This window comes from Yoonia sp. (assembly GCF_017854565.1).
Taxonomy (GTDB): domain Bacteria; phylum Pseudomonadota; class Alphaproteobacteria; order Rhodobacterales; family Rhodobacteraceae; genus Yoonia.
In genome coordinates this window covers 13,743-29,274 of the sequence record NZ_JAFMHJ010000039.1, presented here as the reverse complement: position 1 = coordinate 29,274, position 15,532 = coordinate 13,743, and the positions used below count along the sequence as shown (strand labels likewise).

Genomic DNA, 15,532 nt, shown 5'->3' with positions numbered 1-15,532 from the left:
CGGATCAGCGCCTCAAACCCGATGATCTCATCGGTTTCGGTATCAATTTGCGGCTGGAAATACGGCGCAAACTCTCCCGCATACAGGCCGCTGCGAATATCCTCTGCCATTTCAACCGACCGGACGGCCGCATCACGCATCCTCACCTCAAACACATGACATTCACCGCGACCGGCGCGTTTTGCGGCGTTCAGCGCGATATCGGCACCGGTCAACACATTCTCGAGAGTGTCAGGCAGATGCGGCGTGTAAAAAGCGACACCAATGCTCGCGCCAAAACTACAGATGCGGTTGCAGAACGACACGGGTAGCGACAGCCCCGCGATCAACCCCTGGGCAAGAGCCACGACACAAGCGTCGGATTGGCTGGTGCTAATCGCCACGATGAACTCATCGCCGCCAAACCGCGCGACATGGTGATTCTCTGCAATCCCTTTCTTCAAAAGGCGCGCGCAATGACGCAGGACAAAATCACCCGCATCATGGCCATGCGCGTCGTTGATGGACTTGAACTTGTCCAGATCCACATGCAGCACCGCAATCCGCTGATCCCGCGCCAAATCACCAACCAGATTGCGCATCTGCTCCAGCAGACCGCGCCGGTTCAGCAGGCCGGTCAATTCATCCGTGCGCGCGACACGTTCCAACGCCGCCTGATCGCGTTTCAACTGGGTGATATCCATGCGCATGCCGACGCGGCCACCGTCGCGGGTCTTACGTTCTTCAATTCGCAGCCACTGACCTGATGTCTGTTCCTGCTCGATCATATGGTCGCTGACCGCGTGCGCCTGCAGCCGGCTGGCCAGCCACACGTCTTCGCGACCAATCGCATCGGCGTATTGATTGTGTTTCAAACCATCGCGCAGGATGTCTTCGAACCGCGCACCAAGGGTTATGATCGGCGCACTGCTGGCATAGATTTGGCGATACCGGTCATTGCACAGCACCAGCCTGTCATCTTTGTCATACAGAACAAAACCGTCCGCCAACGCGTCAATGGCGGCACGTAACGAACCGTTGACGCACGCCGCAGCAGGATCGGGCACATCATGGACACTTGCCAGATAGGTCGGCACCGGTCCCGCAAGATACCTGACCTTTATATCGCAAATCACCCCCTCGGATGTCGGGCGCAGCTTGCGCGTGCGCAGCCGGGCGCACGCGCTGCGTCGCCTGGCAATATTGTGCAGCAGCATGGCCAGGCGCGCCGATGACATCCCCGTCAACAGGTCATCCGCACGCAACTGGGTCAATTGCCGCATACCTTTTCCCAAGGCCGCACGCCCCGCCATATTGACGGCCACAAACCGCAAGTTTCCAGCATCAAAGGCATAAATCTCTGCCGCCGACTCTTCGAACACATGCCCCAGCAGGTCACGCCGGGAAATCTCATGGACGGCAGCAAATGCCGCCGTTTGTTCGGGATCAGTTTTCATGCAGACGACTCAGTCTTGTGACGATTTATGACACGTCATTTCTGCATGCTTGTGGTAAAATTTCACTTAAGCAAAACGATAAAACCGCCGCCACCGGCATCTGGCGGCTTCACACCATCCGAATGACGTCCTTGTCGATCGCCAGCATGTACCCCTTGCGGGCAATATTCTTGACCAGCAATTCACTGACCATCTGATTGCCCAGCGTGTCGCGCAACCGCTTGATCCGGGTCGCGCCTGCCGCCTCGTCACATTCGGATGCATGGCGGCCAGAAATCACGCCCTCGATCTCGGCGCCCGACAACACTTCGTCATCCATGCGGGCCTCGGCCAGGACCGACAGCGTTTCAATCGCGGCTTCGGTCAGCTTGAATTCAAAGTTATTCAGGTAAACCGACTTTTGATCGCGGCTGATCAGCAGAGAGTTCACTTCGATCCCCTTGCGCTCGATCTGACTCATCCGGCGGTTCAGCGCGATAAGCATCACAAGAAACGCAATCGCCGAAATCAGCATCGCAGTCGCGAAAACCAGCTGCACAAAGATGACCAGACGGTAGGACGCCAGCGTATCCGAAAACGCGGTGCCCGACCCCGCCAAAATCTCGAGCAACTTGATCTCGGCATTGCCGGTCAGGGTGTCATTCTCAATGAACAACTGCTCGACGCGACCGTTGAATGCGTTGGCATCGGGCAGGTTAATGAACAGCATCACCGCCGCAATCGCCAGAATAAGGACAATCGCCCCGATCCCCGCCACCACAATCCGGTTCCCGATCTCACGCGCCTCAATAGCGGAGGAAATATTCACCCGCGCTTTCCTTTCTGTCATCCAGCCCGGCATCGTCGAAAACGCCAAGCACATTCAGCAATTGCCACCCGTCACGATCCAGCCGTGGCCGCAGTTGATCTGTCGCGGACCGCACATCGCAGTCGCCGTCAATCTGAGCCACACCATAGTGCAGACGCAAGGGGCCATCACGTTTCGCCTTATAATCAGCATAGCAATCGGCATGCGCCGCACCAGCAGTCAGGCAAAGGATCAGGAATGAGAAAGAAAGATGTTTCATGACGCCCACCTGATCCTAACCGCCCGTGATATTCAATAACGCCCCATGTTATCGCGGCTGCCATCGCATATCCATCCCCCGTTATTGTCTGGCAGGGCCACATCGCATCCTTTGGTTTCATCAACGTCACATGACGCAAGAACCGAAAGGACGACCAAATGTTGAAATCCTCCATCGTCAAATCAATGATCGCAGGTATCGCGGCACTTTCCCTTACTTTTGCAACAGTGGCCCCGGTGCAGGCCGAACCCTTTACCGGCGAAGACGTCGGCAAGCTGCTGATTGGTTTCGCGGCCATCGCCGCGCTGAATGCAGCGCTTGAAAATAACAAGCGTGACAGCGCCCCGGCAACGCAAACGCGCGACCAATCCCACCGGGCGCCTCAGGCCCATGGACGCCATGACAACCGTTGGTCCAATCTTAATCGCGGCAATGGTCGGTGGGTTCTGCCCTCGACGTGCATGCGCGACGTCCAGACCCGCTTTGGCACGGTCCGTATGTTCGGCCAACGCTGCCTTGAACAGAACTACCGCCAGGTGAACAGCCTGCCCGATCGTTGCGCCGTCCGCGTCTATACCGGCAATGGCCCGCGGCGCGGCTTTGACCCCCTTTGCCTGCGCGACGCGGGCTACACATCTGATCGGCGCCGCTAAGGCACCGGACAGCAGCGCGGCCCTGCCCCGGTTGCCGCGCCACCTATAGCGTTTCGGTTGCGACATGCGCCGAAATGCTATCGGGGCAAAGGTGACACAACGTCCCTTTGCCCCTTTTTACTTGAAGCGCGCGGCGCACTCTGGTCACTGGTCGCATGACCAAACCCGATTTCTCATTCGAAACCGCTGCCCGTGCGCGCGGCTTTCTGTACGTCGCCGGCGTGGACGAGGTTGGGCGCGGCCCGCTGGCTGGTCCCGTCTGTGCCGCCGCCGTCATTCTGGACCCCGCCAACATCCCCGCAGGGCTGAACGACAGCAAGAAATTGACCGCCAAACGCCGCGACGCGCTGTACGACTTGATCATAGCGACCGCCAATGTGTCGCTCGGGCAGGCAACGGTGGCCGAAATCGACGCGCACAACATCCTGCGCGCATCCCACATCGCGATGGTCCGGGCGATCGACGGGCTATCCCAAAACGCCGACCATATCCTGATCGACGGCAACATGGTCCCGCGTGGCCTGACCGCATCATCGCAGACAATCATCAAGGGCGACGCCCGCAGCCTGTCGATTGCAGCGGCTTCCATCGTGGCCAAGGTGTGGCGCGACAGACACATGGTGGATTTGGCGCAACAGTATCCCGGCTACGGCTGGGACAAGAACGCCGGATACCCGACAGCGGCGCATAAATCGGGTTTGGCAAATCTTGGTGTCACCCCACACCATAGACGATCCTTCAAACCGGTACACAATATCTTGTATCAAGATTAAATCGTAAGTGATTGATTCAATAAAGGTTTTGACAGCGATTCGCCTCTGACTCACACTAGGGACAACCAAAGAGCGGGATACCCGCCGGGGCTTAGAGGCAGAAAAATGATCAAAACGAAAACCAGGAGTGCGCAAGCGCTCCCGCTGAACACGATTATTGATGGCGACTGCATTGACGTCATGAACAGCCTGCCCGCCGGGTCGGTTGACCTGATTTTCGCGGACCCGCCCTATAACCTGCAGCTCAAAGGTGACCTGCACCGCCCCGACAATTCCAAGGTCGATGCCGTCGATGACGCATGGGACCAGTTCGACAGCTTTGCGGCCTACGACAAATTCACCAAGGCATGGCTTGCCGCCGCCCGCCGCCTGTTGAAACCAAACGGTGCCATCTGGGTCATCGGCAGCTACCACAACGTGTTCCGCATGGGCGCTGAATTGCAGAATCAGGGGTTCTGGATTTTGAACGATGTGGTTTGGCGCAAATCCAACCCGATGCCCAACTTTCGCGGCAAACGCCTGACCAATGCGCATGAAACGCTGATCTGGGCCTCCAAGGAAGAAGCCAGCAAATACACCTTCAACTACGAAGCCCTCAAGGCGCTGAACGAAGGCGTGCAAATGCGGTCTGACTGGGTGCTGCCCATCTGCACCGGCCACGAGCGTCTCAAGAACGAACATGGCGACAAAGCCCACCCAACCCAGAAACCCCAATCCCTCCTGCACCGCGTCCTAGTCGCCACCACTCACCCCGGAGACGTCGTCCTTGACCCGTTCTTCGGGACTGGCACCACCGGCGCGGTCGCAAAAATGCTGGGCCGCGATTTCATCGGCATCGAACGCGAAGCCGCCTATCGCAAAGTCGCCGAAAAACGCATCGCCAACACCCGTAAATTCGACAGCGAATCGCTCGAAGTGTCCGCCTCCAAACGCTCTGAACCCCGCGTCGCCTTTGGCGTGCTGGTCGAACGCGGCATGTTGCGCCCCGGCGAAGAATTATGGAGCATGAACGGCCGTCACAAGGCCAAGGTCCGCGCCGATGGCACCTTGATCGGTGACGACATCAAAGGATCCATCCATCAGGTCGGCGCCCACCTTGAAGGCGCCCCCAGCTGCAACGGCTGGACCTATTGGCAGTTTAAACGCGACGGGCAAAAAGTGCCCATTGATCTGCTGCGCCAGCAGATCCGCTCGGAGATGGCGAAGCACTGACACCGGGCTGAACCCGCGTCACATTCCCCAACATTGATACCGCCGGTGCCTGCGGCGAACCCTTCCATGGTGGCAGGGACCGCAAGCACTAACTTTCCCCCCGCCGTCTTCGTACGGCGGGGTTTTTTCTTTTCGCAGGTGTGGTTGGGGTTCGGCTTGAAACGCGCAGCGCGCCCGTGACCTGTGGCAATACGTTAGGCCAAAGCCGGGCGCCTTACCCTGCCATGAAAACATCATAACGTGTTGATTTTCCATGTATTTGGTGGGAACACGCCCGTATTCCCCTGATCGGTTCGGCCTTTGCCGGCCATTTTAGAACCACGCGATTGCGCGCATGCGCCAGCGCCACGCGCACGAGATCCGCCGCGTCAACATCCGTTCCAACGATCTCGCGGACCTGACGCAATTCACGCTTCACCAGTGCCGAATTCTTGCGTGGCGGATGCATTGGATCAATCAAGATTGCTTCGCCAGCCAGCGCAGGCAGCAGATCCTTGGCATCCCCCTTCAACAGGGTGATCCGGCCCATGATCTCGCGAAATTCGCCGCCCTCTTGAAGCGCGCGGTCCATGCCTGCAACCAACAGCGCGTGCATTTGTTCCGACCGCTCGATCATTGTGACCTGCGCGCCCAGCGATGCCAAAAGAAACGAGTCGCGGCCCAGACCCGCCGTTGCGTCAACAATCATTGGCGTCTTACCGGCGCGCAACCCCATCGCCTTGGCCAGCGCTTGCCCACGCCCCCCGCCGAACCGCAGCCGATGCGCGACCGCACCACCGACAAAATCAACCCGCAACGGCCCGGAAACCTGCGTCATACCCCGTTCATCGCCATGTCCTGCACAAACTTAAAAATCCACAAATGATTTTCGCCAAATTTCTTGCAACGTCCAATTTCTATCCCGTTTATGGTGCAGATTGTAGAAGGTAATTTGCCAGCCCCGACGCCGCGCTGCTCTTTGCCGCCGGTATCGCATATTCCTTACCCTTTTGGTCACACTTGCGCCGCGCGCTGCATTAACCGGGGGCCATCGGTACACACGTACCTACGGGTTCTGTACAGGTTCTGTGCGCATTATTTATGGCCGAAACCCCTTTTTTTCATGGCGTTAATAGGGATCAGGTGCAGCCCCCGCTCAAAAACCCGCCGGGCGTTGCGCGTACGGTGCTTTCAGGTTTCGCGTGGCATCGGATTCGTGCCCGCCTTATACGCCGACCAATCCGTGATCTCGGGGTAGTGCATTTTGCGCCATTGCCGCACCCGGCCATTCATCACACGCCGCCACACCGGCGGCACCATCGCCACCATCGTCATCACCGGATAGCCATAGGGCAACTGCGGCGCGTCAGCCGCAGAATAGGTCTGCAAGACCGGAAACCGTCGGTCGGGTTTATAATGATGATCCGAATGGCGCTGCAAATTGATCAACAGCCAATTCGATGCCTTATGCGCCGCATTCCACGAATGGCGCGGCTGCACATGTTCATATGTCCCGGCACCCAAATGCTTGCGGGTCAGGCCATAGTGTTCGACGTAATTCACCAGTTCCAGCTGCCAGATCGCCGTCGCGGCCTGCACCGCAAACAGCAGCACACCCAGCCAGCCACCAACCAACCAAGCCAGCATGACGAACCCGACCTGCAACATCCCATAGCGCCAGAACGGATTGGATTTATCGTGCGCAGGCAGTCCCTTGCGGGCCAACATGGCCTTTTCCGCCTTGAACGATGACGCCGGGCATTGCCGCAGAACACGGATGAAAAACCGGTGAAACCCTTCGTTATAGCGCGCCGTGACAGGGTCGCGCGGCGTCGCCACATGGCGATGATGCACCAGCAGATGCTCTGACCGGAAATGTCCATATAGCACCATCGCCAGCAAGATATCAGCCATCCACCGCTCTGCCTTTGGTTTCTGGTGCATCAATTCATGCGCATAGGTGATCCCGATCGTCCCCGTGACCACCCCGACACCCACAAAAAGAACCACCATTTCCCAGGGGTCCAAATGCCCGCCGGCCGTCACGAACCAAAGCACGCCAAACACCGTGACCGCCTGCAAAGGTGCCCAGATCAGCGTGATCAGACGGTACCAAAAAAGCTGCTCTTGCGGCGTCTGCGGGTCTGGGTTTTCCGTGTTCAGACCTGCGAATATATCAATAATCGAAAACAGATACCACGTGGCCATCGGCAGCAAAAATACGGTCCAACCACCCCAAATCGTCCCCACCCACGCAAGCGGGATCAGCCCCAGCGACAACCAGAACGGCAACGCCGAACTTAGGCGCGCGATTTTTGCAGTGCCGGAAATCGCCGTCATTTCAATCCTCTACCTATCCTGCAACGCCATCAGGGTGCAGCGTCACAATAGCCAAATCGTAGACCTTCCGCATCGCCGTAGGCAAGGCTGCCGCGCGAAAGTCAGCGTGCGCCACAAACGTCCCGCGCTCAGGGTTCACACCCAACGGCACACGCGCCGTCATGACTTGCAGCCGGAGGTGGAAGTGGGTGAACGTATGGCGCGCCTCTTGCTCCAAGGCCACCCAATCTGTGGCAAGCGGCGGCGTTGGTGTGGGCGCAGGCGCATCTCTCCAATCGGACCCCGGCCATCCCAGCATACCGCCCAACAGCCCGGATTCCGGGCGCGTTTCAAGCAGCCACGCCCCATCCTCGCGGCGCACGACATAGGCGATGCCATGCCGTGTCGGGGTCTTTTTCTTTGGGGTTTTCCTGGGTAATTCTGCCGCCGTCCCGGCCAGCCGCGCCGCACAGGGTTCACGCCACGGACAAATACCACAGGCCGGACTGCGCGGCGTGCAGATTGTCGCGCCCAAATCCATAACCGCCTGCGCATAATCCCCCGGACGCCTGTCAGGGGTCAGCGCTCTGGCCAGCGCAGTCAGCTGCGGTTTGGCGGCGGGCAAGGGCGTATGCACATCATAGATCCGCGACATCACCCGTTCGACATTGCCATCGACCACCGTTTCGGCCCGATCAAACGCAATCGCCGATATTGCAGCGGCGGTATAGGGACCGATCCCCGGCAAGGTCAGTAACTGGTCGTTCGTCTCCGGGAAAACGCCCCCATGTTCAGACACCACTGCACGGGCGCACTTCAACAGATTGCGCGCGCGGGCATAATAACCAAGACCGGCCCAGGCCGCCATCACATCCGCGTCCTCTGCGGCGGCCAAATCCCGGACCGCAGGCCACAAGCCCATGAATTTACGATGGTAATTCCGCACTGCCGCGACGGTGGTTTGCTGCAACATCACCTCTGACATCCAAACCGCATATGGATCAGGCCGCACGCCCACCTTGCGATCCGCAGGCGATACCCGCCACGGCATTTCCCGCGCATGGTCATCATACCATGCCAAAAGCTGAGAACTGAGGTCACGCAATGTTTATTTACCCTTCGTCGCAGTTTCACTGACTTGGCGCGTCAGTTCACATACAGTAGTCCATAGATATGAAACAGCCACGCCACGCCAGCACGACACGCGGATTTTCACGGGCCTCCAGCCTGTTGCAGACCCGTATCCGCACCGCAAGCGAACAGCGCGGCTTTGCTGTGACGCGTCTTTTGACCCATTGGGCCGAAGTCATCGGCGAGGCAACCGCGCAGATCGCCACGCCCATCAGCGTGAGCTATGGCAAAAACGGCATGGGGGCCACGCTGACCGTGCTGACGACAGGCGCGCAAGCCCCGATGCTGGAAATGCAAAAAGAGCATATCCGCGAAAAGGTGAATGCCTGTTACGGCTACCGGGCGATTTCACGCGTGCGGATCACGCAGACAGCCCCAACCGGCTTTGCCGAGGGGCGCGTGGCGTTTGCCCCCGCCCCCAAAGTGAACAAAACACACAGTCCCGCCGTGCAATCGGCAGCAAACGCCCTATCTATCGATGTACAAAGCGATGATTTGCGCAGCGCTCTTGCCGCGCTGGGGGCAAATGTCTTATCCAAACAAAAATCCTGATCAGAGGTTGAATATGGAACGTAGAACTCTTTTGGCCGCTGGCGGCGGTGCTCTTGTGGCTTTGGGCGCGGGATGGTCACTGACCCGGCCTGATGCGGAAACAGGATTGTTGCCCGGTGCCGCCAATGCGCAGGCTGCGGATGGCGCACTGCCAACCGTTATTGAAATGTCGCAGGGCAATCCTGATGCTGCGGTAGAGGTGGTTGAATATGCGTCGTTCACCTGCCCACATTGCGCGGCTTTCCATGCCAATCAATACCAGTCGCTCAAGGCCAACTATATTGACACCGGCAAGATCAATTTCATCTACCGCGAGGTCTATTTTGATCGTCCCGGTCTTTGGGCGTCATTGATTGCGCGCTGCACCGACACGCCCGAATTCTTCTTTGGTGTCTCAGAGGTAATCTACGAGCGGCAGAGCGATTGGCTGGGCAGCGGCGACCCCGCTACGATCGTGCAGGATTTGCGTACGCTGGCCAAGACCGCAGGCCTTGACGATGCAACCCTTGATGCCTGCCTGAGCGATGGGGCAAAGGCCGAAAGCCTGTATACTTGGTATCAGGCCAACGCAGAAAAAGACGGGATCACCTCCACCCCCAGCTTCCTGATTAACAATCAGAAGTATTCCAACATGGCCTATGATGAATTTGCCAATGTTCTGGATGAAAAGCTGGGCTGATGCAGTCGCTGGCAGGCCTGAAGGTCGTTGAACTCGCACGGGTCCTTGCCGGCCCTATGGCAGGACAAACGCTTGCCGATCTTGGGGCCGAAGTCATTAAGGTAGAAGCCCCCGCTGGCGATGATACACGCCAGTGGGGGCCACCCTTTGTGAACCATGCTGGCGCAGAAAGTGCCGCGTACTTTCATTGCTGCAATCGCGGAAAAAAGTCTGTCGTCATTGACTTTCAGACCACCGAGGGGCAGGCGCAAGTCCGCAGATTGGTCGCCGACGCCGATATTCTCATCGAGAATTTCAAGGTGGGCGGTCTGGCCAAATACGGGCTCGACTATGCCAGCCTGTCGGCGCTGAATCCCCGGCTGATCTACTGTTCCATCACCGGGTTTGGCCAAGATGGGCCCTATGCGAAACGGGCCGGCTATGACTACATCATCCAAGGTATGTCCGGGATGATGTCCGTCACTGGTGAACCCGACGGCCAACCACAAAAAGTGGGCGTAGCGGTCACCGATATCTTCACCGGCATCTATGCCTGCACTGGCATTCTGGCGGCAGTCCACCAGCGGCAGACAACGGGCAAGGGCCAGCATATTGACATGGCCCTGCTGGACGTGGCGACGGCGGTGATGACCAATCAGGCGATGAATTACCTTGTCACCGGCAACGCCCCACAGCGTATGGGCAACGCGCATCCCAATATCGTGCCCTATCAGGTGTTTGATTGCGCCGACGGTTACATCATCGTTGCCAGTGGCAATGACGGCCAGTACCACAGGTTTTGCGCGCTTTTAGGCGTTGCGGACTTGGCCGATGATCCGCTTTATGCGACCAACGCCGCCCGGTTGGCCAATCGTGCGGCGCTTGCCGAACAATTGACCCGGCAGACGCTGCAATGGACCAAGGCCGACCTGCTTGCCGCCTGCGAGGCACAAAGCGTACCCGCAGGCCCGATCAATGACATGGCAGACGTTTTCGCCGACCCGCAGGTCGTGCATCGCGGAATGCAGGTTGATCTGGATGGGGTCCCGTCCGTGCGGTTGCCAATCACCTTTTCCGATGCAGATGTCACCCCGACAAAACCATCACCCGCGCTTGGCGCAGATCAGGACTTGCTGGACGAAAGCCCCAGTTTGTCCAATGCGGCATCAAGCAGACCCCAGTCGTCGACCTGAAGGCGGACCGGCAGGGTCACCACCTTCATGCGAAAGCTGTCAGGAAGGCGGACAGCGTCCTTTTCGGTCGTGACAAGCTGCGCCTTGAGCACCTGCGCTTCGATCTCAAGCCGTTTCATCAGGGCATCGGTCAGCGGCTGATGATCGGCCAACGGTTCGGCCCGGACAACAGTGGCCCCCATGTCGCGCAGGGTGGCAAAAAACTTTTCCGGATGCCCGATGCCGGCAAAGGCCAACAGCCGCAGGTCGCGCCATGGCATTCCCGTCAGCAGTGGGGCCAGATGACCAGTCACATGTTGGACGGGCAGCGGCCAATCCGCAGCAAACCGATCCTGCGCGGCAGGTGGCCCGATCGACAAAACGATGTCGGCACGCGACAGCCCAGCCTTGACCGGTTCACGCAGCGGCCCCGCTGGCAGCACGCGACCGTTGCCAAAACCGCGCAATGCATCAACCACAATAATCGACATATCTTTCATCACCGACGGGTTTTGAAATCCATCGTCCAGCAAAATGACAGTCGCGCCCGCCTCCTGCGCCCGCTTCACGCCTTCGGCACGATCGCGCGCCACCCACGTGGGGGCAAAGGCCGCCAAAAGCAGCGGTTCATCCCCGGTTTGCGCGGCGCTATGGGTGCTACCATCCACCTGCACCGGACCTGTCAGGGTTCCGCCATAGCCACGGGTGACAACGTGGGGCGTCTGCCCGCGCGCGTTCAGCCGCGCTATCAAAGCGATGGCGGTGGGCGTTTTCCCGGTGCCCCCAACATTGATGTTGCCAATGCAGATCACCGGCACGCGGGCTTTGTAGCCCCGGCCCCGGCCCACCCGATGGGCCGTTGCGCGGGTGTAGATCATTCCCAACGGCGCCAGCAATCGTGCGATCACTGCAGGGCGATGCGGCGATGTGAACCAAAAGTCGGGCGCGCGCATCTAATGACCCAACTCTGCAAGGCGACGTTGAATAATACCGACAATCCGGTTCGTGACATCAGCCCCCCGTGATGTCACATCCCACGCCGCATGCGCCAGAATTGCGGCCTTATCAACGGCCAGCAACGTCTCAACCGCTGGGCCAAGGTCGGTTGCCGACCGGATCAGGCGAGACGCCCCGGCCGCATTCAGCCGGGCAGCATGTTTTTGGAATGGCGCCACCTGCGGACCATAAAGAACGGCCGAACCAAGCGCGGCTGCCTCGAACGGGTCGCGGGTGGCAGCGCCGTGCAGCGTGCCGCCCAAATAGGTCGTCGGCGCAATGCGATACCACAAACCCAGCTCTTCATCGGTATCAATGACATAGACCTGTGTTGGCTCAGCCGGTTCCGGTTCTTGCGACCGTAATGTCACATGTAACCCCGCACTTCGCAGGTTGGTCGCAAAAATCGCCGCATCCGCAGAATCGCGCGGCACGACGATCAACAAAAGCCGATGTGCGCGGCGGCTTGCCAAAACATGCGCCGCGCATAACTCGGACCATTCGTGCAAGTCAGCGGAAACAGCCAGCCAAACAGGCCGGGTGCCAATGCTTTGGGCCAATTCACGACGTTCGGCGTCGCTGCATGGTAACGGTGGTGCGCAATCTTCCATTGCACCGCTCACGCGGACAATGCCGGGGCGCGCGCCGGCACGGATCAGCCGTTCGGCTGCATTTTGATCAATGGTCAGAACCGGGTCAAACTGTGACAAAAGCGACCGCATGGCACCGGGAACCCAGCTGCCCGTCATCTGCTCCAGCCCGTCTACGGTTGCATCCACCAACATGCTTGGCACCTGTGCCGTGCGAATTTCAGCCAGCAAAAGCGGGGCCAGATCACCGCGAACCCAGATCACCATCGTCGGTCGCCAATGACTGATGAACGCACGAATGTTTGCTTTGCCCTTCGGTTCGGCCAAGGCGCGGGCCGACAAGGATTCGGTCCAATCACGCAGCGTTGCAATGACCCGCACCGGGTCCCCGTCTTCGGTCAGCTTGCGATGCAGCGTCTCAATCGCGGTCAGCTGCTCGGGGTCACTGCAGCGCGCCCAAATCACAACACCCGGCGGGCGCGGCGGCTGGTCGGTCAGCCGTGCCGCGCGGTCAGATGATCCAAGGCTGGCAAGATAGACGGCGATGGAAAGAGATCGTGCCATCCCAAATCTTAGTGGCCAAGTTCTTCGGTCGTCGAGCTTTCTTTCTCTTCGTCCCGCAAGCGGTGAATATGGGCAATGAAATAACGCATATGGGCGTCATCCACGGTGCGCTGCGCGGCACCTTTCCATGCGGCATACGCGCTCGAATAGTCTGGGTACATCCCAACAATGTCGATCGCGTCGACATCCTTGAACGCGTTCTTTGTCGGATCGACAAGTTCGCCGCCGAAGACTAGGTGAAGACGCTGTGTCATGAGAAAACCTTTGCGAGTGCTATAGTTGTGCCCACACTAGGGCTTTGCGTGCGACTGCTCAAGCCGCTGGGCTAGATGAGCGTGCAAATCTGGTCCTGCGGCCAAAACGCCGGGCACCTGTGGGTGCGGGTTGTTGAAACGCAGCGGCATGCCGACCTGATCGGTCACGACGGCTCCGGCCTCTGATGCGATCAGGGCACCGGCGGCAATATCCCATTCCCAACTGGGCCGCAGTGTCAGCATACCGTCAAAGCGCCCCTGTGCGACCAGACAAAGCCGATACGCCAGCGATGACCGAAAAGCGCGGTTAACCGGGGGTGTCGCGCCGCCCTGCCAAAAACGCCCTTCGAAATTTGGCTTGGCGGCCAGAACCGTTGCGTCATCCAATGCGGCCAGGGAAACCCGCGCAGGCGCATCATTGACCGTCGCCCCGCCACCAAGGATCGCGGCAAACATCAGGTCGCGCGCCGGCAAATAGACGGCGGCGGCAAGCACCTGACCGTCCTCGACGACGGCAAGCGAATGCGCCCAGTCGCGGTTGCCTGCGATAAACGCCCGCGTGCCGTCGATTGGGTCAATGACAAACTGGCGTTTGGTCGCAAGACGGGTCGCGCTATCCTCGGTCTCTTCGGACAGCCAGCCATAGCTGGGCCGGACGTCACCAAGCATACCGTACAGCATGTCGTTCACAGCCAAATCCGCCTCGGTCACGGGTCCTGCACCGTCGGGTTTGTCGGTAATCCCCGGGTTCTTGCCAAAGTATCGCATCGCCACGTCACCAGCCCCCCGTGCGGCTGCCACCAGCAGCGCGAGGTCAGTCACCGGCAAGGATCAAACCTTCGACCAGCAAGGACGGAACGACCCGTGTCAGATACGTCCGTGCATCATTCGCAGGAATGATCCGCATCAGCATTTCGCGCAGGTTCCCCGCGACGGTACATTCGTTCACCGGATAGGCAATTTCGCCGCTCTCGACCCAAAATCCGGCTGCGCCACGGGAATAATCGCCGGTATTGGGATTGATCGTTGATCCGATCATCGACGTCACCAGTAGGCCGGTGCCCATTTGCCGGATCAAATCATCACGGCTTTGGTCGCCCTGCGTCAACATGACATTAGTCAAACTTGGTGACGGTGGCGCATTGGTGCCGCGCGACGCGTTCGCGGTGCTTTGCATCCCCAGCTTTCGCGCCGTGGCAAGGTCAAGCGTCCATCCGGTCAGGACCCCATCATCGACAATCGCACGCCGGGACGTCATCAGCCCTTCGGCATCGAATTTCCGCGACAATGCGCTGCGCTGGCGGTGCGGGTCTTCTATCAGCGACAGCCCTTTTGGCAGGACCTGTTCGCCGATGGCATCGCGCAGCCAACTGGACCCCCGCGCGACCTTGGAACCGTCACACGCCTGCAGCAAGCTGCCTATCAGTGCACTGGCAACCCGTTCGTCAAAAAGCACCGGGTAAGCGCCCGTCTTGGGCTTCTTGGCGCCGACACGTTCCACCGCACGGGCGGCAGCCGATGTACCGATGTCGTCTGGATCGCGCAAATCCATCTGAAACACGCGGCTGTCATAGTCATAGTCGCGTTCCATATCCGACCCGGTCCCGCTGATCGCGACGCAAGACAGCCCATGCGATGTCCGGGCAAAACCACCGGAAAAGCCATTACTCGTGGTCAGGTGGACGCGTCGATTGGTATAACCCGCCGATGCCGACTGAACCTGACTGATGCAGGGATTGCGCAGGGCCGCCGCCTCGGCGCGGGCCGCATAATCCTGCAACATGGCCGGGTCCGGTTCGTCGCTGGGATCAAAAATTTCAAGCGCGCTGACGTCGGTGTCCTGCGTCACCTGCGACGGATCCGCCAGCCCGACATGTTGGTCCTCGGGGGCCTCTCTGGCCATCGCGATCGCGCGTTCGGCCATCTCCATCATCGTGGCAAGCTTGGTATCCGAGGATGACACACAGGCTTGCCGCCGACCCAAGAGGACCCGCAAACCGATCTCGGTCCCTTCGGAACGTTCGGCATGTTCCAAATTGCCAGCACGCACATCAATCGAAACCGATGTACCATCGACGGCGATAGCGTCGGCATCATCGGCACCAGCGCGGCGGGCCACATCCAAAAGCTGCTGGGTCAGGTCAGAAAGAGACTGGGTCATGCGGTATCCTTTGTT

General features: G+C 59.3%; 17 protein-coding genes. 6 read left to right on the top strand and 11 right to left on the bottom strand.

Features of this window, described 5'->3' with window-relative positions; all coding sequences use genetic code 11:
* The 3 genes from QZ196_RS13900 to QZ196_RS13890 form a co-directional block, all read right to left on the bottom strand.
* Positions 1-1,436, bottom strand: a 1,436-nt coding sequence (locus QZ196_RS13900) for a diguanylate cyclase (protein ID WP_296427412.1), incomplete at its 3' end; no start/stop codon positions are given.
* Positions 1,437-1,545: 109 nt separating this feature from the next.
* Positions 1,546-2,196: a hypothetical protein gene (locus QZ196_RS13895; protein WP_296427419.1), complete on the bottom strand. Its 651-nt coding sequence runs from the start codon at positions 2,194-2,196 to the stop codon at positions 1,546-1,548.
* A 25-nt stretch (positions 2,197-2,221) separates the two neighbouring features.
* Entirely contained in the window at positions 2,222-2,503 is a 282-nt protein-coding gene (locus tag QZ196_RS13890; RefSeq protein WP_296427410.1) for a hypothetical protein, read from the bottom strand.
* A 158-nt stretch (positions 2,504-2,661) separates the two neighbouring features.
* Between QZ196_RS13890 and QZ196_RS13885 the strand changes: the two genes are divergently transcribed.
* The 3 genes from QZ196_RS13885 to QZ196_RS13875 all read left to right on the top strand — a co-directional run bounded on the left by QZ196_RS13885 (position 2,662) and on the right by QZ196_RS13875 (position 5,141).
* Positions 2,662-3,156, top strand: a complete 495-nt coding sequence (locus QZ196_RS13885; protein WP_296427407.1) for a hypothetical protein — start codon at positions 2,662-2,664, stop codon at positions 3,154-3,156.
* A gap of 155 nt (positions 3,157-3,311) precedes the next feature.
* The gene (locus QZ196_RS13880; RefSeq protein WP_296427404.1) at positions 3,312-3,929 is read left to right on the top strand and encodes a ribonuclease HII; all 618 of its coding nucleotides are present in this window, start codon (positions 3,312-3,314) and stop codon (positions 3,927-3,929) included.
* 105 nt (positions 3,930-4,034) lie between these two features.
* Positions 4,035-5,141 carry a site-specific DNA-methyltransferase gene (locus QZ196_RS13875; protein WP_296427400.1) on the top strand — a complete coding sequence of 369 codons (1,107 nt, stop codon included), beginning with the start codon at positions 4,035-4,037 and terminating at the stop codon, positions 5,139-5,141.
* A 214-nt stretch (positions 5,142-5,355) separates the two neighbouring features.
* On the opposite strand, the gene QZ196_RS13870 is transcribed toward QZ196_RS13875, so the two are convergent.
* From QZ196_RS13870 to mutY, 3 genes are all read right to left on the bottom strand, one after another.
* Positions 5,356-5,958: a class I SAM-dependent methyltransferase gene (locus tag QZ196_RS13870; protein WP_296427397.1), complete on the bottom strand. Its 603-nt coding sequence runs from the start codon at positions 5,956-5,958 to the stop codon at positions 5,356-5,358.
* A 353-nt stretch (positions 5,959-6,311) separates the two neighbouring features.
* Positions 6,312-7,460: an alkane 1-monooxygenase gene (locus QZ196_RS13865; protein ID WP_296427393.1), complete on the bottom strand. Its 1,149-nt coding sequence runs from the start codon at positions 7,458-7,460 to the stop codon at positions 6,312-6,314.
* A gap of 13 nt (positions 7,461-7,473) precedes the next feature.
* Positions 7,474-8,544: an A/G-specific adenine glycosylase gene (mutY, locus tag QZ196_RS13860; protein ID WP_296427390.1), complete on the bottom strand. Its 1,071-nt coding sequence runs from the start codon at positions 8,542-8,544 to the stop codon at positions 7,474-7,476.
* Between the two features lie 68 nt (positions 8,545-8,612).
* Between mutY and QZ196_RS13855 the strand changes: the two genes are divergently transcribed.
* The 3 genes from QZ196_RS13855 to QZ196_RS13845 are packed head-to-tail and all read left to right on the top strand — an operon-like array spanning position 8,613 to position 10,973.
* Positions 8,613-9,122, top strand: a complete 510-nt coding sequence (locus tag QZ196_RS13855) for a DUF721 domain-containing protein (protein ID WP_296427388.1) — start codon at positions 8,613-8,615, stop codon at positions 9,120-9,122.
* Positions 9,123-9,135: 13 nt separating this feature from the next.
* Positions 9,136-9,801: a DsbA family protein gene (locus QZ196_RS13850; protein ID WP_296427385.1), complete on the top strand. Its 666-nt coding sequence runs from the start codon at positions 9,136-9,138 to the stop codon at positions 9,799-9,801.
* On the top strand, positions 9,798-10,973 hold the full coding sequence (locus QZ196_RS13845; protein ID WP_296427417.1) for a CaiB/BaiF CoA-transferase family protein: 1,176 nt from the start codon (positions 9,798-9,800) through the stop codon (positions 10,971-10,973). The genes QZ196_RS13850 and QZ196_RS13845 overlap by 4 nt, the downstream gene beginning before the upstream one ends.
* On the opposite strand, the gene lpxK is transcribed toward QZ196_RS13845, so the two are convergent.
* The 5 genes from lpxK to QZ196_RS13820 are packed head-to-tail and all read right to left on the bottom strand — an operon-like array spanning position 10,904 to position 15,517.
* The gene (lpxK, locus tag QZ196_RS13840; protein ID WP_296427383.1) at positions 10,904-11,905 is read right to left on the bottom strand and encodes a tetraacyldisaccharide 4'-kinase; all 1,002 of its coding nucleotides are present in this window, start codon (positions 11,903-11,905) and stop codon (positions 10,904-10,906) included. The genes QZ196_RS13845 and lpxK overlap by 70 nt on opposite strands.
* Complete coding sequence (locus QZ196_RS13835) at positions 11,906-13,102, bottom strand: glycosyltransferase N-terminal domain-containing protein (protein ID WP_296427381.1); 1,197 nt, start codon at positions 13,100-13,102, stop codon at positions 11,906-11,908.
* Between the two features lie 8 nt (positions 13,103-13,110).
* Positions 13,111-13,356 carry a DUF4170 domain-containing protein gene (locus QZ196_RS13830; protein WP_296427379.1) on the bottom strand — a complete coding sequence of 82 codons (246 nt, stop codon included), beginning with the start codon at positions 13,354-13,356 and terminating at the stop codon, positions 13,111-13,113.
* A 36-nt stretch (positions 13,357-13,392) separates the two neighbouring features.
* On the bottom strand, positions 13,393-14,184 hold the full coding sequence (locus tag QZ196_RS13825) for a 3'(2'),5'-bisphosphate nucleotidase CysQ (RefSeq protein ID WP_296427377.1): 792 nt from the start codon (positions 14,182-14,184) through the stop codon (positions 13,393-13,395).
* Positions 14,171-15,517 carry a TldD/PmbA family protein gene (locus QZ196_RS13820; protein ID WP_296427375.1) on the bottom strand — a complete coding sequence of 449 codons (1,347 nt, stop codon included), beginning with the start codon at positions 15,515-15,517 and terminating at the stop codon, positions 14,171-14,173. The genes QZ196_RS13825 and QZ196_RS13820 overlap by 14 nt, the downstream gene beginning before the upstream one ends.
* Positions 15,518-15,532 lie beyond the last annotated feature (15 nt).

Coding starts and splice junctions, on each gene's coding strand:
- QZ196_RS13890 (WP_296427410.1), bottom strand. CDS start 2,503: ATGAAACATCTTTCTTTCTCATTCCTGATCCTTTGCCTGACTGCTGGT.
- QZ196_RS13885 (WP_296427407.1), top strand. CDS start 2,662: ATGTTGAAATCCTCCATCGTCAAATCAATGATCGCAGGTATCGCGGCA.
- QZ196_RS13880 (WP_296427404.1), top strand. CDS start 3,312: ATGACCAAACCCGATTTCTCATTCGAAACCGCTGCCCGTGCGCGCGGC.
- QZ196_RS13875 (WP_296427400.1), top strand. CDS start 4,035: ATGATCAAAACGAAAACCAGGAGTGCGCAAGCGCTCCCGCTGAACACG.
- QZ196_RS13870 (WP_296427397.1), bottom strand. CDS start 5,958: ATGACGCAGGTTTCCGGGCCGTTGCGGGTTGATTTTGTCGGTGGTGCG.
- QZ196_RS13865 (WP_296427393.1), bottom strand. CDS start 7,460: ATGACGGCGATTTCCGGCACTGCAAAAATCGCGCGCCTAAGTTCGGCG.
- QZ196_RS13855 (WP_296427388.1), top strand. CDS start 8,613: ATGAAACAGCCACGCCACGCCAGCACGACACGCGGATTTTCACGGGCC.
- QZ196_RS13850 (WP_296427385.1), top strand. CDS start 9,136: ATGGAACGTAGAACTCTTTTGGCCGCTGGCGGCGGTGCTCTTGTGGCT.
- lpxK (WP_296427383.1), bottom strand. CDS start 11,905: ATGCGCGCGCCCGACTTTTGGTTCACATCGCCGCATCGCCCTGCAGTG.
- QZ196_RS13835 (WP_296427381.1), bottom strand. CDS start 13,102: ATGGCACGATCTCTTTCCATCGCCGTCTATCTTGCCAGCCTTGGATCA.
- QZ196_RS13830 (WP_296427379.1), bottom strand. CDS start 13,356: ATGACACAGCGTCTTCACCTAGTCTTCGGCGGCGAACTTGTCGATCCG.
- QZ196_RS13820 (WP_296427375.1), bottom strand. CDS start 15,517: ATGACCCAGTCTCTTTCTGACCTGACCCAGCAGCTTTTGGATGTGGCC.